The organism is Kitasatospora sp. NPDC057738 (genome assembly GCF_042798815.1).
Lineage (GTDB): Bacteria > Actinomycetota > Actinomycetes > Streptomycetales > Streptomycetaceae > Kitasatospora > Kitasatospora lactacystinica.
The window spans coordinates 38403-51295 of sequence record NZ_JBHVJT010000024.1; the positions used below are offsets into that span (position 1 = coordinate 38403).

Below are 12893 nucleotides of genomic sequence, written 5' to 3' on the forward strand. Positions count from 1 at the left end.
CGAGCGCGCCCGGCCGTCGGACCGGGGGCGCGTCCGGTCATCGGACCAGGGGCGCTCCCGTGCCCCGATGCACCCGGCGAATCGCGGGGGTTTGTCCGGAATTCGAGCCGGTGTTGAAGTTGATCACGCCCGAATTTTGGACAACCACTTCCGTCGCGTCATTTCCTTCACTACCTTTCCCCCACGCTCTTCCGCCGGGCAACCCCCGCGGGACGGCGTCGCGGGGCCGTGCGCGTCAAGGACGACGCCGTGCGGCCCGAGCGCGGCCACCCCCACCTGCGCGCGACACCGACCTTGGAACGGCGCCGCCCGCCCTGCGAGCGCCGCGGAAAGGATTGCCCGTCGTGACTGCCGAGACCTCCCAGACCCTGGACCGCGGCGTCCGGGTCCTCAAGCTCCTCGCCGACTCCGAGCGAGGGCTCACCGTGACCGAGCTGGCCGCCCGGCTGGCCGTCAACCGGACGGTGGTCTACCGGCTGCTGGCCACCCTGGAACAGCACGGCCTGGTCCGCCGGGACATCGGCGGGCGCGCCCGGGTGGGCCTCGGCGTGCTGCGCCTCGCGCACCGGGTGCACCCGCTGCTGCGCGAGGCCGCGCTGCCGGCCCTGCGCAGCCTCGCCGAGGACCTCGGCGCCACCGCCCACCTGACCCTGGTGGACGGCAACGAGGCGCTGGCCGTCGCCGTGGTCGAGCCCAGCTGGACCGACTTCCACGTCGCCTACCGGACGGGCCTGCGCCACCCGCTCACCGAGAGCGCGGCCGGCCGGGCGATCCTGGAGGCGCGCACCTTCCCCAGCCAGCGCCGGCCCGAGCAGGGCTTCGTCATCACCCGTGCGGAGGAGCAGTCCGGGGCGAGCGGGGCGGCCGCCGCACTGGTCGGGCTGAGCGGCATCGAGGGCAGCGTCGGCGTGGTGATGCTGAACGGCATGGTGCCCGAGCGGGTCGGCCCCCGGGTGGTGGAGGCGGCGACCGAGGTGGCCGACGCCCTGAGGTAGCGCCCGCACACGGTGTCGGGTGTGTTTGGATTCCCCTTGTGTCCGACACCAAGCTCCCCAAGGCCCTCACCACCCCGCGGACCCGCGCGCTCGCGCTGTGCGGGGTGCTGGTCGCCGCGCTGTTCGGCGTGGCCGCCTTCGTTCCGCTGCCGTACACCCTCACCTGGCCGGGCCTGACCGCGGACACGCTGGGCTCCTACCAGGGCAAGCCGGTGCTCACCATCACCGGGGCGCCGCTGCGCACCACCGAGGGCGAGCTGCGGATGGTCACCATCACGGCGACCAACGCTGGGCAGAAGAACACCTTCTGGCGCTCGCTGCAGGCGTGGTTCGACCCCAAGGAGGCGGTGCGCCCGACCGAGACGGTCTACCCGGAGAGCAACCCGGTGAAGGCCGACGAGGCGACCGCCCAGCAGATGGCCGAGTCGCAGGACGCCGCCACCGCGGCCGCGCTGGGCTACCTCCACCTGTCGCCGGACCAGGTGAAGGTCAAGGTCGACCTCGGCGAGGTCGGCGGGCCGAGCGCCGGCCAGATGCTGGCGCTGGGCATCGTCGACAAGCTGGCCGGCGACGGCAAGGGCGGCGACCTCACCGGCGGGCTCACCGTCGCCGGCACCGGCACCATCGACAAGGACGGCACCGTCGGCCCGGTCGGCGGCGTCCCCCTGAAGACGCAGGCGGCCGCCCGGGACGGCGCGACGGTGTTCCTGCTGCCCAAGGACGAGTGCGCGGACGCCAAGGTGAACACCCCGGCCTCGCTGCGCCTGGTGCCGGTCGGCACCCTCGCCGAGTCGGTCTCCGCCCTCCAGGCGCTGAGGAGCGGCGGCACCGTCCCCTCCTGCTGACCGGGCGCCGCCCCTCCCGCACGGGGCCGGCCCGGTCGGCGGGGTCAGACCCCGAAGGCCATCTCGGCGAAGTCCTCGCCCACCCGGGTGCTCAGCCGGGCGGCGATCCCGGCCAGCCGGTGGGCCTGGGCCATCGGCAGGGAGACCGAGATCGCGCCGATGCCGGTGCCTGCGACGACCGGCACCGCCGCACCCGCCGTGCCGAGCGCGTACTCCTGGAACTGGGTGATCGGGACGGCCCGCCGCGGGCCCTGGCGCGGCAGCAGCGGCAGGCAGGCCGGGTCCCGCAGGGTGTACGGGGTGAACGGCACCATCGGGTGGCGGGCCAGGTGGGCCCGGCGCTCCTCGGCCGTCATCAGGGCCAGCAGGGTCTTGCCGGCCGCGTGGGCGTGCGCGCCGGCCCGGAAGTCGTGCCGGTCGACCAGCGGCGCGCCGGGGGCCTCGGCGGCCTCGACCAGTTCCACCTCGCCGTGCCGGTACCAGGTGAAGTAGACGGCGGCGGACAGTTCGTCGGCGAGCACGCCCAGCAGCGTCCGGAGCCGGGCCCGGCCGGTCGCCGGGCCGTCGTCCCGGATCAGCCCGGCGACCGCGGGGCCGGTCCGGTAGAGCCCGCTGCGGCGTTCCAGGTAGTGGTCGTGCACCAGGGTGCGCAGCAGGTGGTAGGCGGTGCCCAGGGCGAGATCGGTGTCCCGGGCGAGCTGCTTGGCGGTGGCGCCCTTGGGGTATCGGGCGGCCGCCTCCAGCAGGCGCAGGGCGCGCTGGGCGGAGGCGATGAGGGTGGGGGCGGTACCGACGGCCGCGACCGCGTTCGTCATGCCGGGGCCGACCCGGCGCGGGGCGCGGCTGCCGCGGGTATCAGCGGACCGGAGGGCGGCGCGAGAGGTAGTAGAACGTTCATATAGAAATCTTGCGGCCGTCGGCGCCTCACGCATATGCCCGAATCGGCGCGTCGGACCGATCCGATCCTCCTACTCGGCGGCGGCCTGGTCGACCAGCGGCAGGATCCGGTACGGCACCGGGTTCTCCAGCACGATCGCCGTGGACGAGCGGACGATCCCGTCGAAGCCCAGCACCCGGTCGATCACCCGCTGCAGATCGGCGTTGGACCGGGCCACGATCCGCACCAGCATGTCCCCGATCCCGGTGATGGTGTGCAGCTCCAGCACCTCCGGCACGCTCGCCAGGTGCGCCCGCACGTCCGCGCCCTGGCCCTGGGAGATCTCCAGCGTGGCGAAGGCCGTCACCGGGTAGCCGATCGCCGCCGGGTCCACCTCCGGGCCGAACCCGCCGATCACGCCCTTGGCCTGGAGCCGGTCCAGCCGGGCCTGCACGGTGCCCCGGGCGACCTGCAGCCGGCGCGAGCACTCCAGCACCCCGATCCGGGGCTCCTCGGCGAGCAGCCGGATCAGCCGGCCGTCCAGGAGGTCGATGGCGTCGTTGGTGCTGCCCGCCGGGGCGGCGGACGGGCCTTGCGGGGCGGCGGAAGACCCCTGCGGAGCGGAGGAAGATCCCTGCGGAGCGGCGGAGTTGGGCGAGCCGGGGGAGCTCGGGACGTGAGCGGGGGGCATCGACGGCACCGTCCTGTGGTGGGCATTCTGTACAGCGGCGCGGCCGATTCTCCCGTTCCGGGGCACAGCTTGACCAGGAGGAAACGGAACAGTTGCGCGCAGGTCGGACCGGCGCCACCCTCCAGCCACACCCCCGTGCGCAGGGCCCCACCCCCGGTGCCCGGGACGGCCAGGATGGTCCGTACGCCTACCGGGAGGGCAGTCATGACCGACACCGCCGCCGAACCCGTCCTGTTCGGGGCCGGCCTCGTACCGGACCCCGCGGAGGAGGGGCCGCTGCCGATGGGCCGCGCCGACGCGGTGGTCTTCGCGGTCGCCGACGCCGAGCGGGCGGCCCGCCGCTACTGCGCCGCGCTCGGGCTGCGCTGTACCGCGTACGCCGGGCCGCGGACCGGGGACCCGGAGACCCTCTCGTACGTGCTCGCCGCGCCGGGGACGCGGATCGTGCTCACCTCCCCGGTGCGGACCACCGGCCCGCGCGGCCGGGAGCTGACCGCGTACCTCGACCGGTACGGGGACGGGGTGCTGGACCTCACCGTGAGCGTGCCGGACGTCTACTACGCCTATGACTACGCGGTGGACCGGGGCGCGCTGTCGCTGACCGAGCCCTACGAGGCGCGGGACGACTACGGCGCGGTGGTGCTGGCCACCATCGGCGTGCCGGGCGGGACCAGGCACACGCTGGTGGACCGGGCGGGGTACGTGGGGCCGTACCTGCCGGGGTACGTGCCGTGCGACGGCTTCTGACGGCGCCCGCCGTGCGGCCGTCCGCCGTCCGACCGCTCGCGGTGCGACGGCCGGCGGTGCCGCCGCCCGTCGCCTGACGGGGTGTCGGGGTGGCGGGGTGTCGGGGCCCGCGCGTCAGCGGACCACCGTCTCCACGATCGGCGCGTGGCCGTTCCAGGAGGCGAAGACCGAGTTGGCCTCGTCGCCGCGGGTGAAGTCGACCCGCAGCCACTGGCCGTCGGTCCACACCTGCATCTGCCAGCCCGGGTCCGGGGCGGCGGACACCAGGGTGGCCCGGTCCGGCTTCAGGTCCAGCGCGACCTTGCCGCCGGGGATCGGGTAGCTCTTCACCGTGGACGTCGCGGCGGTGGTGGGGGCGGGCCGGCGGCCGGGCGTCGTGGCGGCGGTGGCGGGAGCCGGGCCGTGCGGGGCGGTGGCGGGGGTGGTGGTCGGGGAGGCCGCCGGGGAAGGGGTCGTGGACGGTGCGGTGGAGCGCGGCTGGTCCGGCGTGGCGGGCGCGGAGTGCGGCGTGCCCTCGGCCTTCGGGGAGGGCAGCGCGATCGCCGTGGGCTGCTCGAACGCGGCGCCGGTCAGCACCGCGTGCACGCCGAGCCAGGACAGCGCCACCGCCGCCCCGGTGGCCGCCGCCCAGGCGCCGAGCTGTACCAGTCCGTTCCGCATCGTCCGCACATCCTGCCGTATTTCCAAACGGATGGAGACCGGCACCCCCGGTATTCGGCAGGGCAGTTGCACAATGTCCGGACCCACCCCCGAGGTACAGACCACTGACCGGCGATGGCGTACCGTGCAGGCCCATGGCAACAGTGCTCGTGGTCGAGGACGACCCCTTCGTACGCTCCGCCCTCATCCGCCACCTGACCGACACCGGTCACGCGGTCCGCAGCGTGGGCACGGCTCTGGAGGCGCTGCGGGAGGTCGCCCAGGTCGGCTGCGACCTGGTGATCCTCGACCTCGGACTGCCCGACCTGGACGGCAGCGAGGCGCTCAAGATGATCCGGGGCCTGACCAATGTGCCGGTGATCGTCTCCACCGCCCGGGACGACGAGGCCGAGATCATCCGGCTGCTCAACGACGGCGCCGACGACTACTTGGTGAAACCTTTCTCCGGGGAGCACCTCAGCGCCCGGATGACCGCCGTGCTGCGCCGCTTCGGCAGCGGCGCGGCGCCCGTCGCCCAGGTGCTGCGGGTCGGCGGACTGGCCATCGACCTCCAGCGGCGGGAGGCCGCGCTGGACGGGAGCCCGCTCGACCTGACCCGCCGTGAGTTCGACCTGCTGGCCTTCCTGGCGGCCCGGCCCGGCGTCGTGGTGCCCCGCAAGGAGATCCTCGCCGAGGTCTGGCAGCAGACCTACGGCGGCGACCAGACCATCGACGTCCACCTCTCCTGGCTGCGCCGCAAGCTCGGCGAGACCGCCTCCAACCCCCGCTACCTGCACACCGTCCGGGGCGTCGGGGTCCGGCTGGAAGCCGTCGGGGGCGCGGCGGAGCACCGGACATGAGGCGGTTCGGGCGCTCGCTGCGCTGGGCCCTGATCAAGGCCGCCGTCGCCGGGACCACCATGGTCGCGCTGGCCTTCCTGATCCCGCTCGGACTGATGGTCCAGCAGACCGCACGGGACCGGGCCTTCACCGCCGCCGAGCGGCAGGCCGCGGCGCTCGGGCCGGCCCTGGCGATCACCACCGACGAGGACGCGATCACCCGGGCGCTGGCCAGTACGGACGCCGGCGGGCAGGGGCGGATGGCGGTGCACCTACCGGCGGCCGGGCAGCCCGCCGGGGCGGGTGGCGGCGGCGCGCTCCACGGTGGCGCGGCAGCCGGCGGGGGAAGTGGAGCCGGCGGAGGAAGTGGAGCCGGCATCGCGGCAGCCGGTGGCGGGAGTGGAACCGCCGGTGGGAGCGGAGGCGGCGGCGACGCGGCCCACGCCGTCGAGGGCGACGGAGCAGGGCCGGGCGGAGGCGGCCCCGGGACGGCGGCCGCCGGGACCGGCGAGCCCGGGGGCCCGATGCTGGGGGAGGGGCGCGCCACCACGGCCGACGTGGCCACGGCCGGCGGGCAGGGCCGCTCCTTCACCGTGAAGGTGCCCGGCGGGTACGCCCTGCTCCAGCCCGTCGCGGTGGACACCGGGCGGACCGCGGTGGTCGAGGTGTTCGTGGCCGAGAGCGACCTCACCCGGGGCGTCGCCACGGCCTGGCAGGTGCTCTCCGCCGTGGCACTCGGCCTGGTCGCCATCTCGGTGCTGGTCGCCGACCGGATGGGCAGCCGCATCGTCGCCTCCGCGCGCAAGCTCGCCGCCGCCGCCCGCTCGCTCGGCGCCGGGAACCTCTCCGTGCGGGTCCCGGTGGAGGGCAAGCAGGTCGACGGCAGCCCCGAGGAACTGCGCGAGGCCGGCCACGCGTTCAACACCATGGCCGACCGGGTGGTCCAACTCCTCGCCGCAGAAAGGGAACTGGCCGCCGACCTGTCGCACCGGCTGCGCACCCCGCTGACCGTGCTGCGGCTCAACGCCGCCTCGCTCGGCGAGGGCGACGCGGCCGACGCCACCCGGCACGCGGTCGCCCAGCTGGAGCGCGAGGTCGACCAGATCATCCGCTCGGCCCGCCGCGCCCCCGAGGACGCGCCCGCCGTCGCCGTCGGCTGCGACGCCGCCGAGGTGGTCCGGGAACGGGTCGCCTTCTGGTCGGCGCTGGCCGAGGACGAGGGGCGCCGCTGGCAGCTGGCCGGCGCCGAGCGGGCGGCGCCGGTGCCCGTCCAGCGCGGGGACCTCGCGGCCGCCGTCGACGCGCTGCTCGGCAACGTCTTCCGGCACACCTCCGTCGGGACCGCCTTCTCGGTGGACGTGCTCGCCACCGACTGCTCGGTGATCGTGCTGGTCGGCGACGCCGGACCGGGGTACAGCGACCCGGCCGCCGCCCTCAAGCGCGGCGAGGGGCACGGCGGCGAGGGCTCCACCGGCCTCGGCCTGGACATCGTCCGCAAGCTCGCCGAGTCCACCGGCGGGGACGTCGCGCTCGGCCGCTCCGCGGTGCTCGGCGGCGCCGAGACCCGGCTGCGGCTGCGCACCGGGCCCCAGGAGGCGGAGCCCGCGCGGGGCGGACGGCGGCGGAGCCGGGGCGCGCTGTTCCAGAGGTGAGGGGGCGACCGCCGTCCCGGTTCCCGCCGTCCGGGTTCCGACCGTCCGGTTCCCGCCGTCAGGGTTCACGCCGTCAGGGTTCCGGCCGTCCGGGTTCCGGCCGTTCGCGCTCCGTCCGCGACGGAGTGCGGCCGGTCAGAGCCGCTTTGTCACGCTGGGTAGTTGATCGTGTCCGGTTCCGTTCGGACGGCATCCGGTATCGTCGCTGGTTGGCCGAGCCGTGGACGGAGTGGACAGTGACAGCGGTGCAAGACGAGCGCAGCCCGGTGCGGACCGCACCCGACCCCTCGCCCGCCCCCCTGTCGGACCGGCTGCGCCGGTCCCTCGGCGCCCCCGTCCGGGCGCTGCGCGAGGCCCCCCGGCGCCCGCTGCTGGCGGCCTCCGCCGTGGCGCTGCTGTCCCTGCTGGTGTACGCGGTGGTCCGCCACTTCGTCCACACCTCGATGGTGGACATGATCGTCTACCGGGCCGAGGGCGCCGCCGTGGCCAACGGCACCGACCTGTACGCGCTGCGCGTCACCGAGTGGAACCTGCCCGCGACGTACCCGCCGTTCGCGGCGATGCTGTTCGTCCCGACCACCTGGTTCCCGGTGCCCTTCCTCCGGGTGGCGATCACTCTCGGCAACGTCGGGCTGCTCGCCCTGCTGACCCACCTGTCCTTCAAACTGGTCGGCTGGCCGCGCCGCGAGCTGCGGCCGATCGGCGTGATCCTGGCGACCGGCCTCGGGGTCTGGCTCGAACCGGTCTTCACCACGCTCCGCTACGGCCAGATCAACCTCGCGCTGGCCTGCCTGATCCTCTGGGACCTCACCCGTGCGGACGGGCGGCGGAGCAAGGGCGTGGCGATCGGCATCGCCGCCGGCATCAAGCTCACCCCCGGCCTGTTCGCGGTCTACCTGCTGATCACCGGTCGGATCCGGGCCGCCTTCGTGGCGGGCCTCACCTTCCTCGGCACCTTCCTGCTCGGCGCCCTGGTCCTGCCGGACGCCACCTGGGGCTTCTGGACCAAGTACCTCTACGACTCCTCCCGGGTCGGCAAGACCTGGATCGTCGACAACCAGTCGATGCGCGGCGCCTTCGCCCGCCTGCTGCACAGCGCCGACCCCGGCACCGTCGCCACCCTCGGGGCCGGCCTGATCGCGCTGGCGGGCCTCGCGGTCTCCGCCTGGGCCGCGCGCAGCGGCCGCTGGCTGCCCCGGGCCGAGGCCTGGGGCGTCTGCTGCGCGGCCGTCACCGCCGTCCTGATCTCGCCGATCAGCTGGACCCACCACTGGGTCTGGTGCGTGCCGATGCTCGTCCTGCTCGCCGCCGAGGCCTCGGTCGAGCGCGCCCGCCCGGCCGGCGTCCGCCGGCTGCGCTGGCGGGCCGTCTTCTGGGCCACGCTGGTCGCGTTCCTGTCCTTCGCGATGTGGGCCGCGAAGCCGGTCGGCCTGGCCGTCCTCGACATGTCACCGTGGCGCCAGCTGCCGACCTCGGTCTATCCGTGGGTCGGACTCTGCTTCCTGCTCGCCGCCGCCGTCCGGATAAGGGCCCGACGGCGTTCGGCCGGCGCGCCGCTGGTCCGGCTGCCCGGACAGCGGGACGCCGGGGGGCCGGACACCGCCCGCGGTCGTCAGCAGGCCCCCGCGGCCCGCTGAGCCGGCGGGGGCGCCGCTCCTGCTTCCCCGCTCCCGTTGCCGCCGCTGGTCCTTGCGGGCGTGGTCGCGTTCCTGGGGGAGTTCGTCCGGGTGCTGATACTGGTGCTGGTGCTGCTGGTTCGGGTGCTGGTGCTGGTGCTGGTGCACGAGCCGGTGCACGCTGCGGCGCATGCCTAGGCGAGCAGTTCGGCGAGCGAGCCGTCCATGTCCAGCGCGGCCAGCTCGCTGCCCGGCGGAACCAGCCGGTGTGCCCGCTCCAGCCAGGCCGCGACGGCCGGCAGCGGGGCCTCCAGCAGGGCGTCCCCGGCGGGCGAGCTCAGCGCCAGACAGAGCACGCTGCGCCGGCCCGAACGGGTCGGCCAGATCCGCACGTCACCCTGGCCGCACGGGCGGAAGGTGCCCTCGACCAGCAGCTCGCGGGCGAACACCCAGGTCACCGGCGAACCGGTGTCCAGGTGGAAGGTGATGTACACCGCGTACGGGTCGTGGCTGCCGTAGGACAGCCGGGCCGGGACGGGGACGCTGTGTTCCGGCGAGAGCACCAGGTTGAGCTCCAGCTCGTGCTCGACGACGCTGACGGGACGCTCCATGATCGTCTTCCTCTCTGCCTTCGGGCGGTGCCCGGTTCCGGGCCCCTGTGACCTTTGAGAGGGCGGTCCGCACCGGCTCTTACACACGTTTCCGGGATTTCTTCGGGAAGTTTGGTGAGGGTGGTGAACGGCGGGTGGCACGGCGCGCGAGCAAATGTCGTGCGCTGGGTTCCCTACCTTGAGCTACCCCCTGCTGTCCGGGGAATCGCGAACTTTCCGTCACGGCTGCGGTGAGGTACTACCCTTTGTGACTGTCCGGCGACTGTCCGCCCATCGGTGGCGCCCCCACGCGCGCCGAGCGCAGGGCGCGCGCCGGGTCGTGCGCGCGCGTGGACGCGTCTGCGGTGGTCGGGCCCGGTCGGCCCGCGCCGTCCTCGTCAGGACCTGCCAGGAAAGAAGACCCCCATGACGGACCGCCCCTTCGCCGCCGACGGCGACCCGGCCGTCGCACCCGAGCCCGGCTACTACCCCGACCCCTCCATCCCCGGCTTCGTCCGGTACTGGGGCGGCTCGGCCTGGGTGCCCGGCACCAGCCGGCCCGCGCCCGCCGGGGGCGAGGTGCTGCAGCCGCCCCGGTACGCGACGCGGCGGTCCGCCCCGGGCGGTGCGGCGGTGCGGCCGGTGCGGTCGCCGGTGGTGCCGGAGCCGGCCGGGCTCCCGGAGGTGGCAGCGGCGCCGGAGCCGGTGACCCCGGAGCGGATGGCCCCGGAGCCGGTGGTGCCGGGGGCGGTGGCGGAGGTCCGGGTCGGGCCGCCCGCGGGTGGGGGTGACACCGGGCCGGTGTACTTCGACCAGACCTCGGGCGGGGCGTCCTTCGTGCTCGGGCCGCGGGTGGCGGAGGTGATCGGCGGGCCGGTGTTCCGGACGGTCGATGGGCCGGGGGTTTCGTCGGGCGTTTCACCGGGCGTTTCGCCTGGGGGTTTGCCAGTGGTGCCGTCGGGCTTCGCCGGCGCCGGGCTGCCCGGGCCCCTGGAGGAGCCGGTGGCCGTCGGTGCGGTGCCCGAGGCGGTCCAGGGGATGGGCGCGGCCCTGGGTTCGGGGTCGGGCTCGGGGCCGGCCCCGGCGCCCGTGGTCGGGGAGTCCGGGTGGCAGGCCGACCCCCGGGCGCAGCCGGGCCTGATGGAGACGGGCGACGCGCCGCGTTGGGTCTCCTGGGGGGTGCTTCCGGAGGCGCTCGATGCGGAGGAGGGGTGCGCGGAGCCCGAGCGCGCTCCGGCTGCCGTCGAACTGGCCGCGGCCGGCGCTCCCGCCGCGGCGGTGACCGTGCGGGAGGCGCCGGTGCCGGCCGTCCTGGCCTCGGGCCCGGTGCCGGTGGTCGGCGAGAGGGCGATTCCAGCCCCGGTCCAGACCCCGGCTGCGGTCGCCGTGACCGCCGGGACCATGGCGGCCTCCGCCGCCCCGCTGCCCGCCGTACGGACGGTGCGGGAGACCGCCGTCCAGCCCCGACCTTCCGCCGCCGCCCCCGCCGTCACGGCTGCCACCGCGTCCTCCCGGGCGGCCGGCGTCACCCGTCCCGCCCGTCCCGCCCGGACGGCCCGGACCGCCCGGGTCGCCGTGCCGGCCGGCCTCGGCCGTCGCCTGGCGGCGCGGACGGTGGACACCGCCGTGCTGCTGGTGGTCGCGGTCGCCGCCGGGATTCCGCTCGGCCGCTCGGTGACCGACCACCTCCAGCAGAAGGTCGACCAGGCCCGGATGGCCAGCGCCCTCAGCCGGCGTCAGATCCAGGTCTGGCTGGTGGACGACGTGGTGCTGGGCAAGATCGCCGTCCTGATCGGCATCCTGCTGTTCGTCAGCCTGCTCTACGAGGTGCTTCCGGTCGCCCGCACCGGCCAGACCTTCGGCAAGCGGCTGGCCCGGATCCGCGTGGTGGACACCGCCGCCCCGGCCGGCCGGACCAGGCTGAGCCTCGGCCGCTCGCTCCTCCGGTGGGCGGTGCGGCAACTCGGCACGGTGCTGCTGCTCGGCCTGGTCTGGCCGGTGTTCGACCGGACGGCGCGGCGGGGGTGGCAGGACCGCGCGGCCCGCACCCGGGTGGTGCGCGGCTGAGGGCCGGTAGGCCCAGTGCAAAACGGACAGAATGTCCCAAACATCGAGAATGTGTGATGTTCTACTCGGGGTCATGAGCACCCACGACCCCTCAGGCCCCCAGCCGGAGGGGGGCGGCAAGCCCTCCTTCGACAAGCAGCCCCCGCAGTCGGGCGGCGGCACGCCGGAAGGCGAGCCGTCGGGCCCGACCCCGTCCCCCGAGCCGTCCCCCGAGCAGCCCCATGAGCCGTCCGGCAGTCCCGGCGCCTACCAGGGCACCTACGGCGGAAGCCCGTACGGCGAGCCGACCCCCGGTCAGAGCCCGTACGGCCAACCCCCGTACGACCGGACGCCGCCCGGGTACGGCCACGGCTACGGCCCCGGCGCGTACGGCACCCCCGGCGCCGGCCCCGTCCCCGGCATGCCGCCGCTCGGCACCTGGCCCAAACGGATCCTCGCCCGGCTGATCGACTACCTCCTGGTGCAGGCCGTCGCCGTGATCATCGTGGGACCCTTCGTCGACCTCGGCACGCGCAACGGCTCCACCGAGGCGTTCTGGCTCGGCTGCGCCATCTACCTCGTCTACGACGCCCTGATGCTCAGCCGGGACGGCCAGACCCTCGGCAAGAAGGCGACGAAGGTCCGCGTCGCCATGCTCGTCGACGGGAACAAGCCGACCCCGGCCGCCGCCTGGACCCGCGCAGCCGTCTTCATCCTCCCGGCCGTGCTCTGCTGCGCCGCGCTCTGGTGGATCATCGACGGGTTCTTCGGCGTCTTCGACAAGCCCTACCGGCAATGCCTGCACGACAAGGCCGCGAAGACCGTGGTGGTCACCACGGAGGTCTGAGCGGCGGCGCAGGACACACCGGCGCCCGGCGGCGGATCAGCGCTGCCGGGCGTACGCGTGCCCGGTGGCGGCCGCAGCGGGGCGGGGCGCCCGCGCCGGGTCCGCGGCGCCGTCCTCCACGGTCGCGGCCTCCACGGTCGCGGCCCCCGCGGCGGCGGCCCTCGCGGCGGCGGCGGACATCGAAAGCACCGTCACCACGGTGCCGAGCACCAGCGCGAACCCCACCAGCACCGCGACCGCCAGGACGCCCGAAGCACCCGAAACGGCCAGCAGCACCACCGTGGTGGCGACGACGGTGAACGAGCCGAGGCAGACCTGGGCGACGGAGGGGCGCGGCATGGCGGAGGTCCTTCGCACGTCGGGGGAAACGGGCGGGAATGGTGCCGGGTTCCAGTGCTCCTACCCCGCGGGGAGACGGGTACGTCCAGGCTAGCCCCCGAACGCGGGGGCACAGGGGGCGCACGGGCTCACCCCGGGGTCGTCCGGCCCGGTCGGTACGGTGAGGCGAA

General features: G+C 75.2%; 13 protein-coding genes. 8 read left to right on the plus strand and 5 right to left on the minus strand.

What is annotated here, in order from left to right:
- Positions 1-344: 344 nt before the first annotated feature.
- Both ACFVGO_RS15700 and ACFVGO_RS15705 read left to right on the plus strand, forming a co-directional pair.
- Positions 345-995: an IclR family transcriptional regulator gene (locus ACFVGO_RS15700; protein ID WP_049654777.1), complete on the plus strand. Its 651-nt coding sequence runs from the start codon at positions 345-347 to the stop codon at positions 993-995.
- Positions 996-1033: 38 nt separating this feature from the next.
- Complete coding sequence (locus ACFVGO_RS15705) at positions 1034-1840, plus strand: S16 family serine protease (RefSeq protein WP_359904204.1); 807 nt, start codon at positions 1034-1036, stop codon at positions 1838-1840.
- Between the two features lie 44 nt (positions 1841-1884).
- Here the strand turns inward: ACFVGO_RS15705 and ACFVGO_RS15710 are convergent, their stop codons facing one another.
- The gene (locus ACFVGO_RS15710; RefSeq protein ID WP_380632211.1) at positions 1885-2655 is read right to left on the minus strand and encodes a helix-turn-helix domain-containing protein; all 771 of its coding nucleotides are present in this window, start codon (positions 2653-2655) and stop codon (positions 1885-1887) included.
- A 153-nt stretch (positions 2656-2808) separates the two neighbouring features.
- Entirely contained in the window at positions 2809-3270 is a 462-nt protein-coding gene (locus ACFVGO_RS15715; RefSeq protein ID WP_359904275.1) for an Lrp/AsnC family transcriptional regulator, read from the minus strand.
- A 342-nt stretch (positions 3271-3612) separates the two neighbouring features.
- On the opposite strand from ACFVGO_RS15715, the gene ACFVGO_RS15720 reads away from it, so the two are divergent.
- On the plus strand, positions 3613-4155 hold the full coding sequence (locus ACFVGO_RS15720) for a VOC family protein (RefSeq protein ID WP_380351918.1): 543 nt from the start codon (positions 3613-3615) through the stop codon (positions 4153-4155).
- Between the two features lie 114 nt (positions 4156-4269).
- On the opposite strand, the gene ACFVGO_RS15725 is transcribed toward ACFVGO_RS15720, so the two are convergent.
- The gene (locus ACFVGO_RS15725; protein WP_380632213.1) at positions 4270-4815 is read right to left on the minus strand and encodes a hypothetical protein; all 546 of its coding nucleotides are present in this window, start codon (positions 4813-4815) and stop codon (positions 4270-4272) included.
- Positions 4816-4949: 134 nt separating this feature from the next.
- Here ACFVGO_RS15725 and ACFVGO_RS15730 point away from each other — a divergent pair, with 134 nt between their 5' ends.
- The 3 genes from ACFVGO_RS15730 to ACFVGO_RS15740 all read left to right on the plus strand — a co-directional run bounded on the left by ACFVGO_RS15730 (position 4950) and on the right by ACFVGO_RS15740 (position 8922).
- The gene (locus ACFVGO_RS15730; RefSeq protein WP_380632215.1) at positions 4950-5654 is read left to right on the plus strand and encodes a response regulator transcription factor; all 705 of its coding nucleotides are present in this window, start codon (positions 4950-4952) and stop codon (positions 5652-5654) included.
- Positions 5655-5713: 59 nt separating this feature from the next.
- Positions 5714-7285 carry a sensor histidine kinase gene (locus ACFVGO_RS15735; protein ID WP_380632261.1) on the plus strand — a complete coding sequence of 524 codons (1572 nt, stop codon included), beginning with the start codon at positions 5714-5716 and terminating at the stop codon, positions 7283-7285.
- 236 nt (positions 7286-7521) lie between these two features.
- Positions 7522-8922 (plus strand): glycosyltransferase 87 family protein, encoded by a 1401-nt coding sequence (locus ACFVGO_RS15740; protein WP_359904187.1) that lies wholly within the window; start codon positions 7522-7524, stop codon positions 8920-8922.
- A gap of 173 nt (positions 8923-9095) precedes the next feature.
- Here ACFVGO_RS15740 and ACFVGO_RS15745 read toward each other — a convergent pair whose 3' ends face one another.
- Positions 9096-9512: an SsgA family sporulation/cell division regulator gene (locus tag ACFVGO_RS15745; RefSeq protein WP_097237712.1), complete on the minus strand. Its 417-nt coding sequence runs from the start codon at positions 9510-9512 to the stop codon at positions 9096-9098.
- Positions 9513-9917: 405 nt separating this feature from the next.
- Between ACFVGO_RS15745 and ACFVGO_RS15750 the strand changes: the two genes are divergently transcribed.
- Together ACFVGO_RS15750 and ACFVGO_RS15755 are read left to right on the plus strand one after the other, a co-directional pair.
- Positions 9918-11558 carry an RDD family protein gene (locus ACFVGO_RS15750; protein ID WP_380632218.1) on the plus strand — a complete coding sequence of 547 codons (1641 nt, stop codon included), beginning with the start codon at positions 9918-9920 and terminating at the stop codon, positions 11556-11558.
- A 73-nt stretch (positions 11559-11631) separates the two neighbouring features.
- Positions 11632-12384, plus strand: coding sequence for an RDD family protein (locus ACFVGO_RS15755; RefSeq protein WP_359904181.1), 753 nt, complete (start codon positions 11632-11634; stop codon positions 12382-12384).
- Positions 12385-12420: 36 nt separating this feature from the next.
- On the opposite strand, the gene ACFVGO_RS15760 is transcribed toward ACFVGO_RS15755, so the two are convergent.
- Positions 12421-12723, minus strand: coding sequence for a hypothetical protein (locus ACFVGO_RS15760; protein WP_380632220.1), 303 nt, complete (start codon positions 12721-12723; stop codon positions 12421-12423).
- Between the last annotated feature and the right edge of the window lie 170 nt (positions 12724-12893).